At 63.7% G+C, this 20,550-nt stretch carries 27 protein-coding genes and 1 tRNA gene; 4 read left to right on the top strand and 24 right to left on the bottom strand.

Annotated elements, in window-relative coordinates; translation table 11 throughout:
- Positions 1 to 112 precede the first annotated feature (112 nt).
- The 21 genes from OHB26_RS03240 to OHB26_RS03140 form a co-directional block, all read right to left on the bottom strand.
- Complete coding sequence (locus OHB26_RS03240) at positions 113 to 616, bottom strand: DUF3558 family protein (protein ID WP_330182745.1); 504 nt, start codon at positions 614 to 616, stop codon at positions 113 to 115.
- Positions 613 to 3,126 carry a TPR repeat region-containing protein gene (locus tag OHB26_RS03235; protein WP_330182744.1) on the bottom strand — a complete coding sequence of 838 codons (2,514 nt, stop codon included), beginning with the start codon at positions 3,124 to 3,126 and terminating at the stop codon, positions 613 to 615. The genes OHB26_RS03240 and OHB26_RS03235 overlap by 4 nt, the downstream gene beginning before the upstream one ends.
- Positions 3,127 to 3,155: 29 nt before the next feature.
- Positions 3,156 to 3,461: a hypothetical protein gene (locus OHB26_RS03230; protein WP_330182743.1), complete on the bottom strand. Its 306-nt coding sequence runs from the start codon at positions 3,459 to 3,461 to the stop codon at positions 3,156 to 3,158.
- Between the two features lie 87 nt (positions 3,462 to 3,548).
- Positions 3,549 to 3,962 carry a YbaB/EbfC family nucleoid-associated protein gene (locus tag OHB26_RS03225; RefSeq protein ID WP_330182742.1) on the bottom strand — a complete coding sequence of 138 codons (414 nt, stop codon included), beginning with the start codon at positions 3,960 to 3,962 and terminating at the stop codon, positions 3,549 to 3,551.
- A 320-nt stretch (positions 3,963 to 4,282) separates the two neighbouring features.
- Positions 4,283 to 4,489 carry a hypothetical protein gene (locus OHB26_RS03220; RefSeq protein ID WP_330182741.1) on the bottom strand — a complete coding sequence of 69 codons (207 nt, stop codon included), beginning with the start codon at positions 4,487 to 4,489 and terminating at the stop codon, positions 4,283 to 4,285.
- On the bottom strand, positions 4,476 to 4,661 hold the full coding sequence (locus OHB26_RS03215) for a hypothetical protein (RefSeq protein WP_330182740.1): 186 nt from the start codon (positions 4,659 to 4,661) through the stop codon (positions 4,476 to 4,478). The genes OHB26_RS03220 and OHB26_RS03215 overlap by 14 nt, the downstream gene beginning before the upstream one ends.
- A 184-nt stretch (positions 4,662 to 4,845) precedes the next feature.
- The gene (locus OHB26_RS03210; protein ID WP_330182739.1) at positions 4,846 to 5,073 is read right to left on the bottom strand and encodes a hypothetical protein; all 228 of its coding nucleotides are present in this window, start codon (positions 5,071 to 5,073) and stop codon (positions 4,846 to 4,848) included.
- Entirely contained in the window at positions 5,073 to 5,471 is a 399-nt protein-coding gene (locus tag OHB26_RS03205; protein WP_330182738.1) for a hypothetical protein, read from the bottom strand. The genes OHB26_RS03210 and OHB26_RS03205 overlap by 1 nt, the downstream gene beginning before the upstream one ends.
- Positions 5,471 to 5,746, bottom strand: a complete 276-nt coding sequence (locus tag OHB26_RS03200; RefSeq protein ID WP_330182737.1) for a hypothetical protein — start codon at positions 5,744 to 5,746, stop codon at positions 5,471 to 5,473. The genes OHB26_RS03205 and OHB26_RS03200 overlap by 1 nt, the downstream gene beginning before the upstream one ends.
- The gene (locus OHB26_RS03195; protein ID WP_330182736.1) at positions 5,746 to 6,075 is read right to left on the bottom strand and encodes a hypothetical protein; all 330 of its coding nucleotides are present in this window, start codon (positions 6,073 to 6,075) and stop codon (positions 5,746 to 5,748) included. Before OHB26_RS03195 ends, OHB26_RS03200 begins: the two co-directional genes overlap by 1 nt.
- Before the next feature lie 2 nt (positions 6,076 to 6,077).
- Positions 6,078 to 6,335, bottom strand: a complete 258-nt coding sequence (locus OHB26_RS03190; protein ID WP_330182735.1) for a hypothetical protein — start codon at positions 6,333 to 6,335, stop codon at positions 6,078 to 6,080.
- A gap of 2 nt (positions 6,336 to 6,337) precedes the next feature.
- A complete protein-coding gene (gene ssb, locus OHB26_RS03185) occupies positions 6,338 to 6,826 on the bottom strand; it encodes a single-stranded DNA-binding protein (RefSeq protein ID WP_330182734.1) in 489 nt (162 codons plus the stop codon).
- A 189-nt stretch (positions 6,827 to 7,015) separates the two neighbouring features.
- Entirely contained in the window at positions 7,016 to 7,978 is a 963-nt protein-coding gene (locus OHB26_RS03180; RefSeq protein ID WP_330182733.1) for a hypothetical protein, read from the bottom strand.
- A gap of 29 nt (positions 7,979 to 8,007) precedes the next feature.
- Positions 8,008 to 8,439: a hypothetical protein gene (locus OHB26_RS03175; protein ID WP_330182732.1), complete on the bottom strand. Its 432-nt coding sequence runs from the start codon at positions 8,437 to 8,439 to the stop codon at positions 8,008 to 8,010.
- Positions 8,436 to 9,338 (bottom strand): helix-turn-helix domain-containing protein, encoded by a 903-nt coding sequence (locus OHB26_RS03170; RefSeq protein WP_330182731.1) that lies wholly within the window; start codon positions 9,336 to 9,338, stop codon positions 8,436 to 8,438. The genes OHB26_RS03175 and OHB26_RS03170 overlap by 4 nt, the downstream gene beginning before the upstream one ends.
- Positions 9,335 to 9,508 carry a hypothetical protein gene (locus tag OHB26_RS03165; protein ID WP_330182730.1) on the bottom strand — a complete coding sequence of 58 codons (174 nt, stop codon included), beginning with the start codon at positions 9,506 to 9,508 and terminating at the stop codon, positions 9,335 to 9,337. The genes OHB26_RS03170 and OHB26_RS03165 overlap by 4 nt, the downstream gene beginning before the upstream one ends.
- The gene (locus tag OHB26_RS03160) at positions 9,505 to 11,568 is read right to left on the bottom strand and encodes a hypothetical protein (protein WP_330182729.1); all 2,064 of its coding nucleotides are present in this window, start codon (positions 11,566 to 11,568) and stop codon (positions 9,505 to 9,507) included. Before OHB26_RS03160 ends, OHB26_RS03165 begins: the two co-directional genes overlap by 4 nt.
- Before the next feature lie 20 nt (positions 11,569 to 11,588).
- Positions 11,589 to 12,347, bottom strand: coding sequence for a hypothetical protein (locus tag OHB26_RS03155; protein WP_330182728.1), 759 nt, complete (start codon positions 12,345 to 12,347; stop codon positions 11,589 to 11,591).
- Positions 12,344 to 12,580, bottom strand: a complete 237-nt coding sequence (locus OHB26_RS03150; protein ID WP_330182727.1) for a hypothetical protein — start codon at positions 12,578 to 12,580, stop codon at positions 12,344 to 12,346. The genes OHB26_RS03155 and OHB26_RS03150 overlap by 4 nt, the downstream gene beginning before the upstream one ends.
- A gap of 169 nt (positions 12,581 to 12,749) precedes the next feature.
- Positions 12,750 to 12,992, bottom strand: a complete 243-nt coding sequence (locus OHB26_RS03145; protein ID WP_330182726.1) for a hypothetical protein — start codon at positions 12,990 to 12,992, stop codon at positions 12,750 to 12,752.
- Entirely contained in the window at positions 12,989 to 13,243 is a 255-nt protein-coding gene (locus OHB26_RS03140; protein ID WP_330182725.1) for a helix-turn-helix domain-containing protein, read from the bottom strand. The genes OHB26_RS03145 and OHB26_RS03140 overlap by 4 nt, the downstream gene beginning before the upstream one ends.
- Positions 13,244 to 13,370: 127 nt before the next feature.
- Between OHB26_RS03140 and OHB26_RS03135 the strand changes: the two genes are divergently transcribed.
- A complete protein-coding gene (locus tag OHB26_RS03135; RefSeq protein WP_330182724.1) occupies positions 13,371 to 14,117 on the top strand; it encodes a 2'-5' RNA ligase family protein in 747 nt (248 codons plus the stop codon).
- Here the strand turns inward: OHB26_RS03135 and OHB26_RS03130 are convergent.
- From OHB26_RS03130 to OHB26_RS03120, 3 genes are all read right to left on the bottom strand, one after another.
- Positions 14,104 to 15,408 carry a hypothetical protein gene (locus tag OHB26_RS03130; RefSeq protein ID WP_330182723.1) on the bottom strand — a complete coding sequence of 435 codons (1,305 nt, stop codon included), beginning with the start codon at positions 15,406 to 15,408 and terminating at the stop codon, positions 14,104 to 14,106. The two genes, OHB26_RS03135 and OHB26_RS03130, sit on opposite strands and share 14 nt — an antisense overlap.
- A gap of 234 nt (positions 15,409 to 15,642) precedes the next feature.
- The gene (locus tag OHB26_RS03125; RefSeq protein WP_330182722.1) at positions 15,643 to 16,575 is read right to left on the bottom strand and encodes a tyrosine-type recombinase/integrase; all 933 of its coding nucleotides are present in this window, start codon (positions 16,573 to 16,575) and stop codon (positions 15,643 to 15,645) included.
- A 98-nt stretch (positions 16,576 to 16,673) separates the two neighbouring features.
- A tRNA-Arg gene (locus tag OHB26_RS03120) sits at positions 16,674 to 16,747 on the bottom strand.
- Positions 16,748 to 16,951: 204 nt separating this feature from the next.
- Between OHB26_RS03120 and OHB26_RS03115 the strand changes: the two genes are divergently transcribed.
- The 3 genes from OHB26_RS03115 (at position 16,952) to OHB26_RS03105 (ending at position 20,541) form a co-directional block, all read left to right on the top strand.
- Entirely contained in the window at positions 16,952 to 18,991 is a 2,040-nt protein-coding gene (locus OHB26_RS03115; RefSeq protein ID WP_330182721.1) for a cytochrome c oxidase assembly protein, read from the top strand.
- Positions 18,988 to 19,947, top strand: a complete 960-nt coding sequence (locus OHB26_RS03110; RefSeq protein ID WP_330182720.1) for a threonine/serine dehydratase — start codon at positions 18,988 to 18,990, stop codon at positions 19,945 to 19,947. The genes OHB26_RS03115 and OHB26_RS03110 overlap by 4 nt, the downstream gene beginning before the upstream one ends.
- A 147-nt stretch (positions 19,948 to 20,094) precedes the next feature.
- Positions 20,095 to 20,541, top strand: a complete 447-nt coding sequence (locus tag OHB26_RS03105) for a single-stranded DNA-binding protein (RefSeq protein WP_067565675.1) — start codon at positions 20,095 to 20,097, stop codon at positions 20,539 to 20,541.
- The last annotated feature ends 9 nt before the right edge of the window (positions 20,542 to 20,550 follow it).

The following is a 20,550-nucleotide window of genomic DNA, read 5'->3' as shown; positions in this document are numbered from 1 at the left end:
TTCTCGCTGGCCGGTTTGGTCACTGCGGTCAGCGGAGGTAGCGGACACCTCACCTGGGCGGCACGTTGGCTGAATTGCCGCGAGTGGGAGAGTTGGCAGATTAGTTCCATGCTCAGTTGACGGGAGGTAGATAGCCTTCCAACGCGGTTGCTGCTCGTGTAGCCACCGCGCACGGGTCTTCGTCTTTGTGCAGTGAGTTCGTCACCTCGAAAACGATATTCGCAGCGCGTGTCTGGAGTTGGAGAGCGCAGAAGTAGGGGTGGCTTTGGGTCGTGAGGTGATAGGTGTGGCCTTGGTAGGCGCCGATTGTGGCGTCTGTGATGTCCTCGGCGCCGAGTTTCCAGTCCGCGCCGTTGGTGTGATACCAGACGTCCATGCGGTAACCAGTCGGTCCTGACCAGCTGCACCGCATGCCGGTGGTTCCTTCCTCGGATTTGTCGGTCATTCCGATGCTCTGCATGGCCGGTTCGGGGAAGGCTGTACACGGATCCCATTGCGGGGCTGGAGGTGTGGCGGTGTCGGTGTTTCGAGTGCAGCCACTGACCAGCGCGATGAGGGTCGCTGCGGCGGTGAGGATTGTCATCGCCCGGCGACGTGTGTGGCTGGCGGTGATCATTTAGCTTTGCCCCATCTGTTGACTTGGTCGGGTACCCCTCCAGCTTGCAGGACTGAACCGAAGAGTTTATTGCCTGGCTCTACCAGTTCCCCGCCGAACACGGCGGCGCGCACGGTTTTACTTCCCGCTGCCGAGTCATCCTCGTATTGCCCGAGACGGTGTGGATCCATGCCGTTGCCTTCGAGTATGGCGGGGATTTTGGCGGCGTCGACGTCGTCGACGTCATCGAATGTTCGTAGTGCCCCCTGGTCGGTGAGCAGTTCATGGGGCAGTGTGCTGGGGTCGAGCTGTCCGGAGTCCACCCGCGCCTGGAGCATGACGTATCGCTGGGCTGCATCGGCGCGTTCTGGTATTTGCTGAAACCCCGGAGTGTCCTTGTGAGCGTAAGGGTTGAGTGTGGTGTCCACGGTCGGGTACGTCAGTGTGGGCTTGTCGTAGACGGCGTTGACCGTTGGATCCTTGAGGTACGCCTCCAGCGAGTTCACCACCGGCATGACGAACCGTTCTCCGGGGACGAACTTGAAGGCTTCCTTGGCTCCGGCGTTGAAGATTTCCTTGGCGCTGAGGAAGCTGGCGCCGAGTAGTTCTTTGCGGTGTGTGCCAGCGCTTTCCGCGTCCAAGTTGTGCAGGCCCGAGTCGGCGGCGATCCCACCTTCGATCAGACCGTGCAGGCGCCCGGAATATAGGGCGAGTTCGTTGCCGCCGTCGCCGCGAGCGAACGCGCGGTCGAATTCATAGGATTGGGCGATCGCTGCGCCGTTGATGATCGCGGCGGCGTGTTTATCTCCGTCCAGGAGTGTGAACACGCGTGTGGCTTCCACCGGGTTGAGGGTTCCGAATCCATGTGTGCCGGTGAGGTTTTCGTTTACACCCACCATGTTGGATACGTACGGGGACAGCGCGCCAGCGACGTAGCGCATGCCATTGTCCTTGTGATCGAACAAGGATTTGAAGTTGTTGATCCCGTCAGGAGACTTCGTCGTGGACAGCACGTCTGCCAGCGCGCGGGCGGATTTGCCGGCGAGGGTGGACTGGTCGAGTTGATGCTGATAGCCCGGATCAGCGGGGCTGAGTTGAACTTTGGCGTCCTGGGGAATCCAGTCGAACATCTGGTGGATCGGTGAGTTCTCCACACCGCCGGGCCAGTCGTGGTTGATCAGCGCGACGACAGTGGAGTCGCGGTGATAGTTCGCGCCGAGCTGGTCCGGGGTGCCTTCACCGGTGAGAATGATCGCAGTGGCGTCGGTGTTGCGTGAACCGATGTCGACGATGTTGGTCAGGGACTTCTCGAGCAGGGCACCGTCGGCGGGCAGATTCAGTTTGCCGTCATGGTTGGCGTTGAGCATCGTGGCGAGGGTTCCGCCTTGGCGGTACAACTCGGTGGAGAGTTTGGTGCCGGGTGTATAGCTGCTGTCCGCGGCATCCAGAGCAGTAGTCATGCGCGTGAGGTTGTCGTAATACTTTGTGCCCGCACGGAATTGGCCGATTCCGTCTGGGTCGGGGTATTTGTTGGTGTTCGCGTCCGGTAGGAAGCTGGGATTCCCAGCGCGCTGATCGTTGGGGTTTTCCAGGACTCGGCTGGAGATGATGTCGCGGTAGGACTGCGGTAGCTGCTCGTAGCCACCGGTGGTTTGTTTGCCGTCGGCTTTGATGCCTTTGACGTTCTCGTTCGATAGCAGCATGACCGAGTTCGCCAGTTCGCGGGCATGGGTTTCCCCATCCGGACCTTGCGCGCGCAACTGCTCGCTGACTTTGGCGAATCCATCGGGGCCTGCGGCGTCGAGAAACTTCTGGGTGAACTCGAGCGTAGAGGCGGGAACATCGACCGTTTCCCCAGCGTGTAGTCGGGCCAAATCGTCCGCTGAGAGACCGGTTCTGTCGAGTATCTGGTCGATTTGCGCCAGCACATCCGCGGGAATCTGATCGGAATTCTTCACCTTGGTACCGAGGTCCTGCCCCGACGCACCGCTGATCTGCACAGGCGTGGTCCCGTTCCCGCCCCCGGGTAGGTCGGCGAACGCGGTGGTGAGTCCGTCGACGACGATTTGTCCGTTCAGTCCGGCCTCGGCCAGCCACCACCGTAATGACCTGGCATATTCGTCGGCTTGACGTTGCAACGCCCCCAACTTGATCGCTGCGTTGTCGCGATCCGATAGCGCGTTCGCAATCTGAGATAGGGAGAGCGTGACCCCTCCGTCTTCACCGACCAGGTAGCCCTCGCCAGTGATCAGTCCCTTGGATTGGGAGACGGACGCCTGGGCGAGCCGCATCTGTTCGAGCCGCATGAGGATTGCCCCAGAGGCTGCGTGCAGGACCCCCGCAACCTTGTAGCCCTCATCGCGTACGCTCGACGCTTTGCTGCGGACTCCATTGCCGAACTTGCCGACTATGTAGTCCAGTGAGTTACTCGAATTGTTCTGTACCGCATCGAGTTCAGTCTTGAGTTTGTCCGACTGCGCCATCCAGTGCATGGCCTGCGTATCGAGCGCATCCAGCTTCCAGCCGATCACCTGAGATACGGTCGGAACCGGGGTATCGCTCACCGGGGCCCGGCCTGGGTGATCTTGACGGCGCTGGTGCGGTCCTGGGTTTCGATCTCGGTAAGCCCCACGTCGGTACTGACCGCGATCACGCGAACCTTCTCTGTGGTCGTTCCTATCGCGGTTGTGGCACTTTGGGCGCCACTCACGCACGCCGCCTCGATACCGGTGCCCGGCGCCGCACCGGCGATTGTCAGCACCTGGTCATCCGGGTGGACAGTCGTCAAGGCGTCGGCGCTGGCGTTGATGGATGTGATCAGGCCACGGGTACGTTCGGGGTCGACATAAATATCGTCGCTGCTCACCGCTGATCCCCCCTATGGGTCAGTGTCGATCGGCTATCGGTGCGAAACTCTACGCGAAACCAAGATCATAGGGAGTCTGGGATCGGGTCAGTCCGCAGCGATCGGCGAGCGCGGCCGCCATGGATCATCGCCGTCATCCCAACTCTCAGTCGGTCGTAAAGAGGTAGGCAGCGGTCGTTGGGGCGCGTCACCGATTTGCTCGACAACGCTGGCAATCCGGGGGTCGTCGCTCACCTCACGAACAAGGTCCGCCATTTGCTGTTGGGCTTGCTCGCGCGCACGGTTGATCAAGTCCGCGATCAGTTGCCCGACCCCACTGACATCGGATATGACCTCGCTGTCGATCACCACCGCCCGGACAGTGCCATTCGCATAAACATCCACGTACACGCCGTCTGCTCGTATGGACGCACGGTTGTTACTCAATGCATCAGCGAGCCGGTCCATCTTTGTCCCCAACGACTCGGTGAAGCCCGAAGGAACCGACGCCTGCGAAGTCATAATCAAAATCCTCCCACTAGAACGCGCAGATCCACCCGCCGCGGCCTCGCAACCCCTGCCACGCGTGTCACGACTCGTCAGACTGATCATCGCCTATCAGCACCACTCGCGCCGGTCATCGTGCGTTCGCTGGCCCACTCACGCGGGGGTTCGGGCTGGACTGATCTTGCCCACCCGCGTACGGAGCGCTACTCCGAGACCGTTGCCCGCCCAGCGCAATCCGTCGTGCTGCCAGGCTGGTAGAACAAGGGGCGGAGCCCGTGCCTGCTACTAACAGGCACGGACTCCGCTTTCTTTCGGTATTCAGTTGTGGGTGATGATCAGCCGAACAAGGTCATCTGGTTCTGGTGGGCTCTCCGATCGCAGTCGTCCCGGTAGGTCTTGGCTAGCCTCTTCACCTTCGACGGCGACATGTCGTAGTCGTCGGCGATTCTGGCCCAGCTCGCACCCCGGTCGTACTGTTCCTGGATCTCCCGCCCGAACCTGAGTTCCGTGCGGCGGCTCATCGGCTTCTTACTCCTCGCCATCGCAGTCACCCGAACTCAAGTAGAGGGTTTCCTCGCGCTGGCAATCGCCTTCCCCGATCTCGCACCCTGCCTCTTCGCAGAGCCCGCACAAGGTCAGCGTGTTCACTGTTCCGACCGCGACGTCGAAGCAGTCGCGGCACCCGCACCACTGGTATTCCGATCGCTTGCTCATGACCGGTCCTCCCGCGGCTGGCCGCCGTGTTCACCCGTTCCCGTGGGTTTGTCATCATCGACATCCCACGGTTCGTAGGAACCGCAACAGCAGCAGTAGAGCAGGAACTCGATACCGAGCACCCGATCCTCCTGCCGGGCAGGGATTTTCGACATTCTCATGTCGCAGCAGGTGAGTCCCTCGCTCATATCGCCCGCCCGATCACGGTGTCCCGGGTGGTGGCGGCCGTGGGCCTCCAGTCCTCGGGCAGGAAACCGCCGTCGGTGATCCAGTCATCCAGTCCCTCAACAACTTCGGTGAGGGCGTACAGGATGCGAGCCACTTCGTTGTGGTCGAAACACACATGCGGATTCAGGGCATCGGCTTCGCCGATCAGATCCCGGATTCGGGTCAGGGCCGCGTTCGGGTCCATCACCGTCTCCGCACCGGTGCCGGCTGCGGGCACAGATCATGCTGGGCCACGAGCGCGCTGAGGTCCCATTGCAGGCACTGCACCTGATCGAGCAGTTCCTTGTTCTGGTCCCGCAACTCATCGCGTTCCTTGATCAGCTCGGCCACCCACACCCCATGGGCCTTCTCGTCCGCGACAGCGGGTGTGCTGTCCTGCACGGGAACCCCGTCCTGGAGTGCTTCGGTGATCGTGATCAACAAGTCCCCGGCCACCTGACGCGGCAGATCAGCCGAGACCGACCGATACTCACCCGCCAGCGAGTACAGGAACGTGAACCGGAACTTCGCGCCCGGCTCCATCGTGATCAGCAACCGTCCGAACCGTTCGGCCCGCGCGACCAGTACATTGCGCATCGCCATCACAGCACCTCCTTCGGATCGGTCAGTACCCGAAGCGGTTTCATCGCCTTCGCGTCGGTGATCGCGGCATCGATCAGATCCCGCAGCAACACCGCCTGATCGACGGTCATCGCCATCGAGGCCATGCCCGCACCGTGCTGATGAGCACGCAGTTCCAGGACCACGAGTTCGAGGAACTGGCCGTAGTACACCTCGAACGAGCCACCGACCTGGGACACGATGTGTACCCCGTCATCGACCGCGCCACTGACGTGGTGTCCGAAAAGGTTCCGCATCACGCCACCTCCTCCGGCATCGGCTCGGAATCGTCGTCAGTGACGATCTCCGGGTCGGCGACATCGTTGTCGCTGCCATCGAATGCGGTGATGACCGCGATCAGGTTGTCCCGTAGGACGCGAGCCTCCTCGACCGTCAGATCGGCCAGCACTCCTTCGGAGTAGCCAGCCCCCCAACGGATTTCGATGTCACCGCGGCAATCGGACTTGCGCAGGGTCTCGACGGTGGCATGGGGCATGTTGTGCCAATGCGTGTCGAGGCTGCCGTGGCCGCCCTTGCCGTACTCACCGTGGGATGCGGTGCGCGCGGTGGTGCTCAGATAGGCCATGATCAGAGTCCTTCCTGGTTGTTGTTCTGGTTATCCAGGGCGTCGAGGATCGCGGCGTCGAACAGGTCGTGCACCGCCATGGCCGCTTCCAGGGGAAGGCCCATGATCAGATCCGGTCCGCGATCTCCATCGGGGTGAATACCGAACACGATGACGTTGAGCTCGGCGTCGTACTCGGTGCTGAACCCCACCCCGACCGAACGGCCGAGATCGGGGTGCGGTTCGTTGTTGCCGCAGTTACCGGTGTATGGATTGCGCATGATCACGCCACCTCTTCCGGATCGCCCTGGAACGAAGCGAACGGGTCATCACTGGCCACGGCCGACCCGTTCGCGTTTCCACCGGGTTCGGCCTGTGCTCGCCCATTGCGGCTACCGCCTTGGGTGGAGCGCCGAACCGGTTTGGCGACGGCGTATTTCAGAGACACTCCGACTTCGTCGGCGACCAACTCGATCACCTGGCGTTTGACGCCCTCGCGGTCGGTGTACTCGCGCTGGGCGAGTTTGCCGACCACGACCACGCGCGCGCCCTTGGACAGGGAATCGGCGATGTTCTCCGCGGCTTCACGGAACATCGTGCACCGCATGAACAGCGGCGCCCCGTCCTTCCACTGGTTGGCCTGCCGGTCGAACACCCGAGGGGTCGACGCGACGGTGAAGTTGACCACCGAATCATTGGTCTTCGGAATGCTCCGAATCACCGGGTCAGCGGTCAGATTGCCGATAACGGTCAGAGTGGTTTCACCGGACATGTTTCTCACTACTCCATTCGATATGGGTTGTGTCCGTCGGTAATTGGTTGTCCGAAACAGATTCGGATCGGTTGGTAAAGCGTGGATTGGGTTGGTGTGTCAGCTGATTCGGCTGATTGTTGCGGTCGTGGCGGTGGGTTTCCTTTCTGATGTTGTTGGTGTAAAACCTGTGGGGCACAACCGAACCGGTCATGCCTCGGCCTCCATCTGCGCGATCCACGCCGCACGCTGCTCGGCGCTGTCGGTTTCAGGTGCGGGCTGTTCGGGCTCGGGGTGCGATGTCGGCGACTCGTGCTGTGCGGCATCGGCATCGGCCTGGGCGTGGGCCGCGGAGGGCGCTTGTTCCTGTTCGGTATGCGCTTGCGTGCTCGCGGCTTGGTGGGCGGCCTGTGCGGTCGCGCGGGGCCGGGAATGCCCGTTGGCGCTGGCGGTGGCCGTGGCGTCGTGCCGGGGCACGAGTTCCTCGATCGCGGCTTCCAGGCGCGCGATCCGGTTACCGAGTTCACCGAACCGGCGAGCACTCTCGCGCTGGAATTCGCTGGCCTCGGCGCCGCCGGTCGGCGTGGTCTCGGCCGTGGTCAACTGCTGGCGATGCTGGGCCACCCGGTATTCACTCGCTGCCGCCGCATACCGGGCACGGGCGGCGCCTTCACCTTCCACCTGCTCGAACATGTTGTCAGGCACCGGTTTCGAGGCGTCATGATCGACCGCATCAAGGGTTTGCACCACCTGTCCGCGTTGTTCGGGGGTCAGGGTGGTGTCGTGGATGGTGTGCTCGATGCTGGCCCGCAACCCCTTCAGGTACGCGGCGGATTGGGCTTGCTCCTGCGGGCTGGCTCCGGCCGTGGTGCGCGCGGCGGCGGCTTTGGCTTCGCGCTGGTAGTCCTGGGTGCGGGCCTGATACCACGCCCGGGTGGTCTGGGCCTGGTAGTCATAGATTTTCTGGGCATCGCGGGCCTCGGTGACGAGTTGGGCGCGCTGCTGGCGGCTCAGTTTCACAGACCCGTCGGCGGTGGCCTTCTGGAGCTGCTGCAACACCTGCAACAGCAGCGCCATCATCTGCGGCCAACTGCGGGCGACTTCGTCGGATTCTCGCCCGGAGGTGGGCACGTGGTCGCCTCCGAATATCGAGAATCGGTCTTTGCTGGGCATGGGAATTGCGTCCTTCCTGGATTGGGGGGCTAGGCGGTGACGGTGTCGTCGCGGTCGCGGGCGGCTTTCCAGGCACGCCAGCGCGCACGCACCGGGCGAGAATGGGCGAACACGAATCGGGACACGGATTGACTTGCGGCGGTGACGAGTTCACGTGTGGTGTGGAATGCGGTGGGCCAGTCGGGGCGGCCCAGACTGATCCAGACGCCGTAGCCGATCCAGCCCGCCAGCCATATCCGCAGGGGAATGGTCGCGGCGGCAGGGGCGCCGGAGGCGCCGGTCAGCCACATCAGCACACCGACAAGGATCAGCGTGATTAGGGCGGCGCGAGCTCGCAGGAGAATGCGACGGGCGCGGGTGGTCCATGTCGGGCGGGCGATCTGGGTGGGGTCGATGCCGGAGGACTCCATGAGCGCTTGGAGCTCACCGTCCCAATCGATTCCGCGGCCGTTGCCGTTCATGCGTGCACTCCATTCGTGTCGTGGTGGTGGGTGTCCAGGGCGGTCAGCCATTCGGCGGACAGGGTGTTCGCGTGGTCCTCGGCGAACGGGTCGGTGTCCTCGTTGGTGGACAGGTAGCGGCGGACAGTGCGTTTGCTGACCCCGAGTTCGGTCGCGATGCGGGCATGGGTCCAGTCCTGGGCGTGCAACTCCCGTGCCCGCTGGCGGCGGGTGTCCGCCTCGCTGTCCATCCCGTCGGCGGTCATGTCCGCCTGCCGGACAGAGGTGTCCACCTCCTGCGTGGGGGTGTCCGCCTGTGCGGCAACACCTTCGGAGCCCTGTCCGGACACCCCGGACACCGTGCCGACCGCGCGGACAGGCTGGGGTGCGGCGGGTTCCACTTGGATCGCGAGTGGAATCTCGCGGGCACCTGCCGATTTCGGTTCACCCGTGCGCATCGGTCTAGTGGGGATGGCGTGTTCGGGATTGGCGGGGTCGCTGTGGGTGCTCATCGACATCAGTGCGAACCCGCACACCACCATCAGCCCATCGAGGGTCAGTGGCCCGAATTCGGCGGCCGGATGCCCGTATCCCCAGGCCACCAGCACATCTCGCACGTGACTGTAAGAGATGACGGCTGATCCGAAGGCCACTGCTCCGGCGCCGCCGTAGCGGGCTACGCCCCACATGCGCCCGCCTCGCCATTGCGCGCGGGAGAGCACCTCGACGCTGAGGAGTAGGCCGATCGGCCATACGGCGGCGCCGATTTGGGGTGCGATGCCGGGTGTCCACCCGGGCGGCATGTGTGCGGCGGGTAGCCAGGTGTGTAGGACATTGGCCGCGATGGAGGTCAGCGATCCGAACACGAATCCGGTCCAGGAGACCAGCCGCCCGCGCGCTGCGGGGGTCTTGGTACTCATCGTGTCCGCCCCTTGTCCTCGGCGCTGTCCGCGTGAATGGTGATGTCCGCCTGGCTGTCCGGGGTGTCCGGCCGTGTGGTGGCCGGGTGTTCGGGGTGGTCATGGGCGGGTGTGTGGTGTTCGCTTTGGCTGGCCACGTAGGCCGCGATTGGGCGTAGGTAGTCGGTCATGCCGCTTCACCGCCCTCGTTGCCGTCCAGGCCCAGATCGGCTTGGCGGGCGCGTCCGGAGTCCAGATCCCGCATCCTGGCCAGGGGCACCCGGGCCACGGTGTCGGCGGCCCAACGCTCCGCGTGCGGGTCTGCGGGCAGTTCGGTGACCTCGTCCAGCTCGACCGGGATCACGTGTCCCCATTGGGCTTTGAGGGCGTGCACCCACACCACGTCGCCGGTTTTGAATTCGGCGAGCCGGTTCGGGTCGATGAAGAAGGTTTCGCGGTTCCCGAGAGTGCCTTCGTCGCCGACTTTGCCGTCCTTGGCGCGGCGGGTGTTCTCGGTGACCGGGCGTGACCCGAACACCTCGCTGACCTTCCCGGCTCCTTCCAGTGCCATCAGCAGCGCACCGGACGGGCACGATTCGAGGAGACGGCGCCGCTCGTCGGGGGTTTGACCGAGTCCGTATTGGTTCTGGGCGGCGAAGAACGCCACCACACCCATGCCCAAAAGTCGTTCGGCGATGGTGAATTGGTTGATACCGCCGGTCTTATCGGCCACGGCGGACATCTCATCGATGATCAAAATGATCTGCCGGTCGTGCTCCCCGCATGCGAACTGAGAGATGAGGGTGGTCAGGGCCGCGACCTGGGCGCGGGCGTTCTCCCCGCGGACGGTGCCGGGCACGGTGGCGTAGATGACATCGAAGCTGTTCAGGGGGCGGCCGCCGTCGAAGCCCTCACCGATCGCGGCGAAGATGTTGCGGAACTTGCCCGACACGTCCCCGATCGCTGGCGGCTTGTTCAACTCCAGGGCATCGATCTCGTTGCAGATCGCCTCGTCATGTGCCCAGCCGACTTCTTTGAGCCAGGTCACCGAAAGCCGTTCCAGGAACTCCTTTTTCGAACGCGGTGGCCCGCACGGCGCGGTGACCGCGAGCTTGGTCACCCGGATACGGTTCTGCTTGAAATGCTCGGACCCGGCCTCGGTGGACTGCACCGGGTTGATCATCGATTCCAACGTCGCGCACATGTCATCGACGTTCATCGACCACAAATCCAGGCGATTGGTGATGGGCCACAACGCGATACGCTTCGGATTCACTCCCAGCCGCGCGGCGATCTTCACCACCTGACGACCGGTCGCGAGACCGGGTTTGCCGCCCTTGCAGTCCACGAAAATCAGCAGCGGACGCTTCTCCCCGGTCCGCACATACCGATGCCAATAGGCGCTGTAGAGACCGGTGCCCAAGCGCACGAGCATGGTGGTCTTGCCCGCCTTCTGCGACTTGCCCAGGATCACCATGTGCCCCAGGCCATCGATCGGCAGTTCCAGCTTCGAAGTCCTGCGATCCGCCATCTGCGTGAATGCGCTGGGCTGGGTCGCATCGGTGCGTTCGGACAACGGCCCGAGCACCACACGAGCCTTGAGCCAACCGGTCACCAGCGGCGCCCCGTACTTCGCGGCCCGGCGCGCGGCGGCAGCCTTACCCAGCTGCTGACGCCGCTGCAACCGCCGCGTCTTCCACGGTGATCCGACGCCCTCGGTGCCCAACTTCGACAGGAACCGCGCCCTATAGATGGCCGCACCGCACCAGGCGAACGGCAAAGCGCCGGCGGTCATCGCCACCACCGCCCCCGAGCCCGGACCGGAGTGGACCAGCACCGTGGTGCCCTGCCACCACAAGACCAGCGGCACGAACCACGAATTCGCCACCCACATCGCACCCAGCACCAGAATCAGCGACCCGAACGCATAGTTCCGAACCTGCCGGGCCTCCCAACGACGTTTGGCCGCAACCATATTCAGGGCAAGCAGTAGGGCGATCGCGAACACGATGCCCACCAAGGCGGTACCCACTACCGCGAGCACCTCGCCCACGCTGGAGACGTGCAGACTCCAATTCGGGGCATGCCAGCCATTGGGCAGACTCGGGTTCTCGAACCGCTCCGACGACGGTGCCTGCGTCGGTGCAGGACTCACCGGTCCGGGCGACGGTGGCAGCATCTCGGGGACGGGTGCGGTTGGGACCGTCGGCGCGGGTGCGGTGGTGGGTCCGCAGTCCTCGGGTGTGATCATCGGAACGCATCCGGTCATGATCAGATCACCCCCTTCCGGGCCAAAGTGGTGTCCAGGTCATGGATTTCGAGATTCGGCAGGCTCTCCACACCGCGCTTATGAGCCAGGCGCGCCGCAGTGTCCTCGACCGCGCGGAGCAAACTCGCACCGCGCACGAAGTACAGAACCCCGGCAAGGCCGTGGCGCTCAGCGGTGTCCAACGCGGTGGTCATCGCCCGCAGCAAGCGACCGTCACCGAATTTGCGGGACAGCTCAACCTCGATCGCCCATACCTTGTCCGGATCGGTGAAGTCTCGGAACCAGGCGTCATGAATACGATCGGTCGGCTCGGTGCCGGTCGCTTTGATCCGGCGCCGCAGCAGCCGTTCGCTGGTCCACACCTCCGGGTTGGTATCCAGCCCGGTCAGCGCGAGACGCAACTCCGTGATCGCGGTCAAATGCGCGGCCGTCGACGCCTTCGGCAACCACTCACCCGGATCGAATTCGAGGTAACCCCAATTGGTTTCGCGATTCAGGAAGAACCACAACGGCCCATGCGGCACCATGTCGGGCTCATCGAAATTGCTCGAATGCCGCCACGGACCAGGCGACCCGTAATCCACGCGAGTCACATACGCCCGCCCGGCCTTCTTCGACCGGTCCGCGAACCTGTACGCCGCCCGCGCACCCTTACCCGCGAAACTCGCGGCCTTGGCAAGAGAATCGAACGACAGCCCATACTGCTGGGCAGTGAGCTCTTCGAGCCGGGTCTCCCACGGCTGCAACCGAATCTCGCTCATGGCGACACCACCTCACGCGGGCAGTCCGACGGCCACAACGCCACATTCGCGGTACCAGGAGCCGGGCAAACAACCACCGTGGACGGCAATGCGGAGCGGCTGCCGAACAGCAGCACCCCCAGATACACACCCACCGCGAACACGAACGCCAGCAGAATCAGCCCCGCCAGCATCGGCGACGACATCGGCACACTCGTCCGGCCGCGGGCATCCTGCACGAAGTACTCGTTCATCGCCGACCACCTCGTCGACGACGCCGGAACGAAGGCACCGAACTCCACACCAGGCCCGCAGCACCCAACAGCAACAGGGCGATAAGGAGCAGTGCGGAAAGCTGGGGAGCGGACACACCGATGATCAGTGCAGCTGCGAGAAAGACGAGCAGAGTTCGAATCATCTCGATCACCGCCGCCGTACTTGCGCCGACTTGAGGGCCAATCGAGTGAAGTACGCCTTTCGAGCGTGCTCGGCACGTCGGGCGCGTTCCTGTGGAGACAGGACGCCTTCCGGATCGACCTCGCGTTCAAACTTGCTCGCGAGGGCTTCTCGGGCCTTGGCGGTGCGCGCCGCTCGGTCCGGCGTTTTCGCCCATGAGGCGTGAGCGGCGATTCGAGCCTGAAGCACGCGATCATTCGGGGTGCTCATGCCGCACCATCCGGATATGTCCGAGATGCGTTGTCCTGAGCGTGTTTGGCGGGAATCGGCTTCGCGATAGTGAGCAGCTCATGCCGCTCGACTCGCACAAGCCTCGACCCCATGCGGTAGGCCCGAAGGTGTCCGTTGTCGATCCAGCGGCGGATTGTCCTGATATCCACCCGCGCCAGTGCGGCGGCGTCGCGCAGGCTGATCAACTGGCCGATCTGGGGTCGCGAATCCGTCGGGGGTCTCTGTGTCATGGATGTGCCTTCCTGGTAGGACATGGCGTGAAATGCCTTGTCGCACCAGAACACTCGGAAATCGCTGGTCCGGGCAGTGCACACGAACCACGCACATGACGCACGGGACGCAAAGTAGGGTGATGAAGTGCAGATCAGACCTGATGTCGAACAGTCCGACGATTCCAGCCGGGCGGCTGCTTTCCCGGCCGCGGCACCGGAGTCGCCCACGAACGAGGAATCAATTCGCGAGAATGACTGGGAAGCGTTTCAGGATGTCGACCTCATGGAGAACCATTGGGGCCGGACCTCGGACTCATCTGCCAGTGAGGCGTACTACTGGTACTTGACCTTTGATGATCCGGATCTGATCGCTGCGACCGAGCGATGCCAGAAGAATCTCGATATCGATGGCTTGGACCTCGTGCCCCTCGATGGACTGCACATCACCCTCATGCCGATCGGTAGTACCGACCACGTGACCGATGCCGATATCCAGGCAATCGCTGATTCCGCGAACGAGTACCTGGACGCTGTTCGGTCGTTTCGATTGTCCGTCGGGCCACTGGCGGGCTCACGTGGGGCAGTTCGATTCTCAGTGTCGCCTTGGTCCGAGCTTCTGGACCTTCACCGAATCACAGGCAAAGCCATAGCTGAAGTGCTTCCGGATGCGTATATAGCTCAGACGAGCAACTTTCGTCCACACCTCGGCATCGGATACAGCAACCGCCGCCAATCGGCAGAGCCGCTCATCTCACGAGTCTGCAAACTTCGCGATGTTCCACCGGTCACCGTCGACGTCAATGCGATTCGAATCGTTCGTCTTCGTCGTGAAGGTCGCGCCTACCGTTGGGACGACGTGGCGGTCATCGAGCTCGCGGCTACTGACGTTTAGCTCCGGGTGCGGAGAATTCCCGAACTCGGTCCGCCCAATCCCGCAGTTCGAACTGATAGTCGCGCGCCTCCGGTGCGTCGAATGATTCAGTCGCAGTGCCGAATTCGTGCGCACGTTGCCACACTGAGCGAATCGGCCGCTCCTCGGAGAAGGTCAGTGCCTGTGAACCCAAATGAGTAGCCTGCTCGATGTCCGGGCTGGCGAGTCTGATCAAGGCTGTGGCGATATCCAGCCGCACGAGTGATCGACTCCATACCGAATCGGACTCATCGACAAGTGTTTCCACTTGGTGGCCGTACTTCAAGGTTCGATCGAAGTCGCCAGCCGATAGATAGGCGGTCGCGGCATTGGCGGCAAGCCGGGCCTGACCGTACGGTTCAAAGGTCAGTGCCGGGGTCAGCCCATCCGGAATGTTCATTCGCTCTGCTAGGGCGTTCGCCCGGTCGATGGCGTGGTGCACGCCCCGAACATCGCCCATCTTGCCCCGTGCGCGCGCAACTCCATTGGACAACAAGCGGATTGCTTGCGGTCCGTCAGTCGCAAGCTGAAGCCCTTGTTCGGCGAGATCGGCTGCAACGTCGTATTTGCCCATGTAGTAGGCGCAGAAACTCTCAGTTCCGCGTACCCAAGCCTGCAACTGTGGATCTCCCAGGAGCGACGCGATCGCGAACGACTCCCGCGCATACATGCTGGCGTGAGGGAATCGCCCACGGTTCACAGCCATATAGCTGAGAATGCCGGAGAGCTTCGTCGCGAGCGTGTATAGCCGTACCGTCTGCTTCGGGTGCTGCCGCTGTTGAAGACAGCTATCAACTTGGGTTCGCAGTGAGACAACTTCGGGGGCAAGCTTTTTGGGACCCTCGACTTCGTACCGCTCCAGGATGTCCGCGATCGCGAAGTCGACGATGTCTAGCACCGGGTCATCGGCGTCTACCTGGTTGAGTCGTTGGAGTCGTTGTGAGATGACCGCAGGATTCTCGAAGGCGTCGGACACCGATTCGAGGGGTGAATCCTGGGGCAACTTGAGATCGGGATAGCCGATATCCGCAGGCCGCAAATCGCGCCCGAGCTTCGTCCCCAAGACGGCCAGCATGACCTGGCAGCTGCGATCATTCGGTTGAGCTACTGTCCCGTCCAACCACTTCGCAATCAGCGTATGAGTCGTGGACAGTTTTGAACCGCCATCGGTGAGGCTGTGATCCTTCATCCGTTTGGCGAGGCCGGTCGGCTTCATACCGGCCTGGAACATGACGGCCTTCAGCTTCGCGTTGGGCTGCGGCAGTTGTGCCATCGGCGACCACCTCGATCCCCACCATGGACAGCCTTTGAACCAGTATATGTCCTGAATTGTCCACTCGCGCATCATAATTCGGAGTTTGCTGGCGTCTGGTCAGCTACTTCGAATGCTGCCCAGGATTTCGAATACGACGGTCAATGGTCTCCATATTCACCATCAATGCGGTTCAGGATCGACCATGAATACGCGGACCTGTCGGACCCACACAACGGCTAACGGTTCGCACTGCTACAGCTTGTCGCCAAGTCGGGCCTTCCTGTGGGCATCGACAGCCCGAGTCGCAGCGGTTGCTCGCGCGTATCGGCCGATCATCTGACGGGACCGCCAACCGGCCAACATCATTAGGTCCTGTTCCTGGCCGCCGCTGGCTAGCCAGTTATGGGCGAAAAAGTGCCGTAGCTGATGAGGGTGCAGGTGGCCAATGCCTGCCGCGGTACCTCGGCGGTAGAGCATCTGCTGGATTCCGGAACTGGTCATTCGGCCTCGTTGCCCCAGCCATAGAGCCGGGTTGTCATCGCGGGCTTGGGTGTGCGATTTCCGGACCCGGAGGTAGCGCCGCAGCGCGATGCGGGTTTTGTCGCCGAAGGGCAAGGTGCGCGGCCGACGGCCTTTGCCGATGACCATGACGGTGTTCTCGCTGAAGTCCAGGGCGTCGATGTCGAGGTTTGTGATCTCGTTGATCCGCGGGCCGATATCGGCCATGAGCCGGATGATCGCGGTGTCGCGCCGGTCGGCGAAGTCGGTACCTTCACACTCGGCCAGGAGCTGGCGAAGCGCATCGACAGTGGGAACCGGAATCGGTTTGTCCGGTACGTGCGGCGGCGTCATCCGGTCGAAGGGATTGACAGCCAGGATCTCTTCAGCTTCGAGGTACTTGCAGAACTGCTGGAGGCTGCGGTACTGGCGGTGTGCGTAGTCGGCCGTGACCGGCCGCCCGGTGCGGCGGTTGGGGCGGTTGAGCGTGTCTTCGATGTAGCTTCCGATGTTGTCGCGGGTGAGCGCGTCCGCCATCGGTTCGATGCCCTGCGCTTCGAGAAAGGTCACGAAGTACCCGATGTCGCGGCTGTAGGTGTCGATCGTGGCCTTCGTGCGATTCGCCCGCCGGAGCTCAGTTGTGAAGTCCTCCAACAGCTCCGGGATGGCGTCGAGATCCTGCCCCATCTCGTGATTCTAGTCTCGAGAATCCCTAGCTGTTTAAGCGCTGTACGGGCTGGGTATCTCTGAGTCTGCGACTGTTGTCGCAGCTCAGAGTGTCAAAGCGCCCCCGGCAGGAATCGAACCTGCGACCTAGGGATTAGAAGGCCCTTGCTCTATCCAACTGAGCTACGGAGGCAGTGCGGGGCATCGTCGGCGATGCGGCCACCAAACACCTTGACCCATATTGATCTCGGTGTCCAGCGCGTTAAGTATAGCGAGCGTCCAGGAGGGGATCGGGTGCTCGCCTAGCAACCGTTCGGCGCGTCGGGCGCGATGTGCGGACCGGAGGTCGGGAAACCCCCGGGAAGTTCGGACCGCTACACCGAACTACCCTGGGCGTATGTCGTCGCCGCAGGATTCGCCCACCGCTACAGCTGTTCAGGCGAATCGGTCGGGTTCAGGCGGGACGTACGCGGTGGTCGCGGCAATGGGCGGGGCGGTCGCGGCGGTGGTGGCGGCTCTGGTGGTCGGTCTCTCGGCCTCACAGGCGCTGAGCCTGCTGGGGATCCCGGATCCCGGCCCGTTGACCACATACGGATTGCCCGCGGTGCGAGCGATCGCGGATCTTGCCGCCGCGCTGACCATCGGATCACTGTTGTTCGCGGCGTTCTTCGTGCCGCCGCAGGCCAATGGGTTGCTCGATGTCGGCGGATATCGTGCGCTGCGACGCGCCGGGTACGCCGCGCTGGCATGGGCGGGCGCGGCGGCGCTGTTGGTGCCGCTGACCCTGTCGGATACCACCGGACAACCACTCCTGGACTCGCTGCGCCCGGAGGCGGTCTGGAGCGCGACGGCGCAGGTCGATGTGGCCGGATCATGGCGGTTCACCGTCTTCATGGTGCTCGCGGTGGCCGTCGGCTGCCGCTTGGTGCTGCGCTGGGGATGGACCCCGGTGCTGTTGGCGCTGGCTACGCTCTCGTTGCTCCCGGTCGCGCTGACCGGGCATTCATCTGCCGGTGGCGCGCATGACCTGGCGACCAATAGCCTGATACTGCATCTGGTTTCGATGTGCCTATGGGTTGGCGGGCTATACGCGGTGCTGGCATATGCCCTGCGTGATGGCGAGTACACGGCATTGGCCGCGCATCGATTTTCGAAGGTGGCGACGGTCTCCTACGCGGTGATCGCGATCAGCGGCGTGGTGAACGCGTTCGTTCGGGTGTCCTGGTCCGAGCTGTTCGACACCACCTACGGTCGTCTGATCCTCGCGAAGGCCGCCGCGCTGATTGTGCTCGGCGTCATCGGTTTCGCGCAGCGTCGCCGCGCTCTGCCCGCTCTCGAAGAGAATCCGAGTGACCGCCGTGCGCTTATCCGGTTCGCGAGCGTCGAGGTGCTGACATTCGCCGCGACCGTCGGTCTCGCGGTCGGTCTGGGGCGCACCCCGCCGCCCGAACTGCTGACCGTCCCGAGTCCCGCTGAGGTCGAGATCGGCTACAACCTCGCCGGTCCGCCCACCGCGGCGCGATTTGCCTTCGACTGGCGTTTCGATCTCATTTTCGGCAGCCTCGCCATCGTGTTGGCGGTGTTGTACGCGGTCGGTGTGCGGCGGCTGCGCGCTCGGGGGGATGCTTGGCCGGTCGGACGAATCATCGCCTGGATGTCCGGTTGCCTGGTGTTGCTGATCGCTACCAGTTCGGGCGTCGGGCGCTATGCCCCGGCGATGTTCAGCGTGCATATGGCGCAGCACATGATGATGTCGATGCTGACGCCGATCCTGTTCGCACTCGGCGGTCCGGTGCTCCTGGCCCTGCGGGCGTTGCCCCCCGCCGGTCGTGGCACACCCCCGGGGCCGCGTGAATGGATTCTGGCGGCCGTGCACAACCCGGTGTCGCGCTTCATGACTCAACCCGTGGTGGCGGCGGTGTTCTTCGTTGCCGGTTTCTACGCGCTGTATCTGGGCGGCATCTTCGACGAGTTCGTCGACTCGCACGGTGCGCACCTGCTGATGAACGTGCACTTCCTGGTGAGCGGTTACCTCTTCTACTGGGTGGTCATCGGTATCGACCCCAAGCCGCGGCGGGTGGAGCCGCTCACCAGACTCGGCATGGTGTTCGGTTCGCTGCCGTTCCACGCCTTCTTCGGTATCGCGCTGATGAGTATGAGCACGGTGCTCGGCGGCTGGTTCTACCGCAGTCTGGGTCTGGGCTGGAACGGCAATCTGCTCGACGATCAGCACACCGGAGGCAGCCTCGCGTGGGCAACCGGTGAAGTGCCGCTGGTGGTGGTGATGCTGGCACTGCTCATCCAATGGTCCCGCAGCGACAAGAAACTGGCGACCAGGCTGGATCGCGCCGCCGACCGGGACGAGGACGCGGAACTCGCCTCGTACAACGCCATGTACGCCGAGCTCGCTCGGCGTGATCGAGAGGTACGCAAGTGAGTGACGTCGCCCAGGCGACCCGGAACAACAAGCGGCTCTATCGATCCGATGTGCGGCGTGCGCGCCGCCTGCTGCACGGCCAGACCCGCAAGACACCGGTATTCCACACCGAGATCATGGGCCCGCGCGGTCAGATACCGGTCAGTTTGAAGCTCGAGCATCTGCAGCACGGCGGGACCTTCAAGGTGCGCGGCTGCCTGAACGCGCTGCTGCGGGCGGATGCGGGAGTCGAGCATGTGGTGATCGCCTCCGGCGGCAACGCGGGGATCGCCGCGGCGCTGGCGAGTGCGGTGCGCGGACTCTCCTGCACGGTGGTGGTGCCCGAATCCGCACCGCATACCAAGGTCGCGGCCATGTGGTCGCACGGGGCCGAAGTGCTGTGGCACGGAACGACTTACGCGGAGGCGCATCGATACGCCTGCCAGCTCGCCCGCGAGCGCGGGGCGATGCAGTTGCACGCCTATGACCTGCCCGCCATTGTGGCCGGGGCGGGCGTGGTCGGACTGGAGATCGAGGAGCAGGTGCGCGGTCGTCCGCCGGTGCTGGTGGCGGTCGGCGGCGGTGGACTGGTCGCCGGAATCGCGGTGGCACTGGGGCTGCGCGGCCGGGTGATCGGGGTGGAGCCGCAGGGTGCGCCGACGCTGAATCGGGCGATCGCGGCGGGGCGGCCGGTGGATGTCGATGTTTCGAGTGTGGCCTCGGATGCGCTGGGGGCCAATCGGATCGGCGATATCGCCATGGAGGTCGCACAGCGGTACGCGGTGCGATCACTGCTGGTCAGCGATGACGCGATCGTGATGGCGCGGGAGTATCTGTGGCGTGAGTTCCGGATCGTGGTGGAGCCCGCCGGTGCGACGGCGCTGGCCGCGATCCAGAGCGGGGTCTATGTCCCGGCGGCGGGGGAGCGTCCGGTTGTCGTATTGTGCGGTGCGAATACCGATCTCGCGACGCTGTAGCCCACGCGCCGAGGATATTCAGCGCGCCGAAGTTATCCACAGCGCCGAGTTATCCACAATCGCGGAAGCGGCCCTGTCGCCGCGCTGCTCGCCGGTTCAAGCTGGAGTCACGACAGCACGGGACACGAATCGGCAAGGGGGACAGCGATGTACGAGGCGAATACCGCGGTAATCGGCAGGGTGGTCACCCATCCCAGTCGCCGGGCGCTGCCCAATGGCGAACAGGTGCTCAGCTTCCGGCTGGCCAGCACCACCCGCCGATATGATGCCGCTAGCGGGGAGTGGGTCGATGGTGGCACGCTGTATTTGACGGTAACCTGCTGGCGCAAACTCGTGGAGGGTGTCGAGGCGTCGTTGCAGCGCGGTGATCCGATCATCGCCTACGGTCAACTCCGCTCGAATGAGTACACCACCCGAGACGGTATGGAGCGCAACGATCTCGAGATGCGCGCCACAGCCCTCGGCCCCGACCTGGGCCGTTGCACCGCCCCGGTGCTGCGTAAACACTTCGGCCACAACGACCGCCCCGAAGCGTCGCCACAGCCGCCCACCGATGCCGACCGCGCCGGAGAACCGGCAACTCAACACAGTTAGGCTTGCCCA

The sequence above is a fragment of the Nocardia sp. NBC_01503 genome (assembly GCF_036327755.1).
Taxonomy (GTDB): domain Bacteria; phylum Actinomycetota; class Actinomycetes; order Mycobacteriales; family Mycobacteriaceae; genus Nocardia.
The sequence above is the reverse complement of the archived record's forward strand: the minus strand, read 5'-3'. Positions and strand labels throughout refer to the sequence as shown.

Bases quoted from the DNA above. Each gene is read 5' to 3' on its own strand.
- OHB26_RS03240 (WP_330182745.1), bottom strand. From the start codon at position 616: ATGATCACCGCCAGCCACACACGTCGCCGGGCGATGACAATCCTCACC.
- OHB26_RS03225 (WP_330182742.1), bottom strand. From the start codon at position 3,962: ATGACTTCGCAGGCGTCGGTTCCTTCGGGCTTCACCGAGTCGTTGGGG.
- OHB26_RS03220 (WP_330182741.1), bottom strand. From the start codon at position 4,489: ATGGCGAGGAGTAAGAAGCCGATGAGCCGCCGCACGGAACTCAGGTTC.
- OHB26_RS03215 (WP_330182740.1), bottom strand. From the start codon at position 4,661: ATGAGCAAGCGATCGGAATACCAGTGGTGCGGGTGCCGCGACTGCTTC.
- OHB26_RS03210 (WP_330182739.1), bottom strand. From the start codon at position 5,073: ATGGACCCGAACGCGGCCCTGACCCGAATCCGGGATCTGATCGGCGAA.
- OHB26_RS03205 (WP_330182738.1), bottom strand. From the start codon at position 5,471: ATGGCGATGCGCAATGTACTGGTCGCGCGGGCCGAACGGTTCGGACGG.
- OHB26_RS03200 (WP_330182737.1), bottom strand. From the start codon at position 5,746: ATGCGGAACCTTTTCGGACACCACGTCAGTGGCGCGGTCGATGACGGG.
- OHB26_RS03195 (WP_330182736.1), bottom strand. From the start codon at position 6,075: ATGGCCTATCTGAGCACCACCGCGCGCACCGCATCCCACGGTGAGTAC.
- OHB26_RS03190 (WP_330182735.1), bottom strand. From the start codon at position 6,335: ATGCGCAATCCATACACCGGTAACTGCGGCAACAACGAACCGCACCCC.
- ssb (WP_330182734.1), bottom strand. From the start codon at position 6,826: ATGTCCGGTGAAACCACTCTGACCGTTATCGGCAATCTGACCGCTGAC.
- OHB26_RS03180 (WP_330182733.1), bottom strand. From the start codon at position 7,978: ATGCCCAGCAAAGACCGATTCTCGATATTCGGAGGCGACCACGTGCCC.
- OHB26_RS03175 (WP_330182732.1), bottom strand. From the start codon at position 8,439: ATGAACGGCAACGGCCGCGGAATCGATTGGGACGGTGAGCTCCAAGCG.
- OHB26_RS03170 (WP_330182731.1), bottom strand. From the start codon at position 9,338: ATGAGTACCAAGACCCCCGCAGCGCGCGGGCGGCTGGTCTCCTGGACC.
- OHB26_RS03165 (WP_330182730.1), bottom strand. From the start codon at position 9,508: ATGACCGACTACCTACGCCCAATCGCGGCCTACGTGGCCAGCCAAAGC.
- OHB26_RS03160 (WP_330182729.1), bottom strand. From the start codon at position 11,568: ATGATCACACCCGAGGACTGCGGACCCACCACCGCACCCGCGCCGACG.
- OHB26_RS03155 (WP_330182728.1), bottom strand. From the start codon at position 12,347: ATGAGCGAGATTCGGTTGCAGCCGTGGGAGACCCGGCTCGAAGAGCTC.
- OHB26_RS03150 (WP_330182727.1), bottom strand. From the start codon at position 12,580: ATGAACGAGTACTTCGTGCAGGATGCCCGCGGCCGGACGAGTGTGCCG.
- OHB26_RS03145 (WP_330182726.1), bottom strand. From the start codon at position 12,992: ATGAGCACCCCGAATGATCGCGTGCTTCAGGCTCGAATCGCCGCTCAC.
- OHB26_RS03140 (WP_330182725.1), bottom strand. From the start codon at position 13,243: ATGACACAGAGACCCCCGACGGATTCGCGACCCCAGATCGGCCAGTTG.
- OHB26_RS03130 (WP_330182723.1), bottom strand. From the start codon at position 15,408: ATGGCACAACTGCCGCAGCCCAACGCGAAGCTGAAGGCCGTCATGTTC.
- OHB26_RS03125 (WP_330182722.1), bottom strand. From the start codon at position 16,575: ATGGGGCAGGATCTCGACGCCATCCCGGAGCTGTTGGAGGACTTCACA.
- OHB26_RS03115 (WP_330182721.1), top strand. From the start codon at position 16,952: ATGTCGTCGCCGCAGGATTCGCCCACCGCTACAGCTGTTCAGGCGAAT.
- OHB26_RS03105 (WP_067565675.1), top strand. From the start codon at position 20,095: ATGTACGAGGCGAATACCGCGGTAATCGGCAGGGTGGTCACCCATCCC.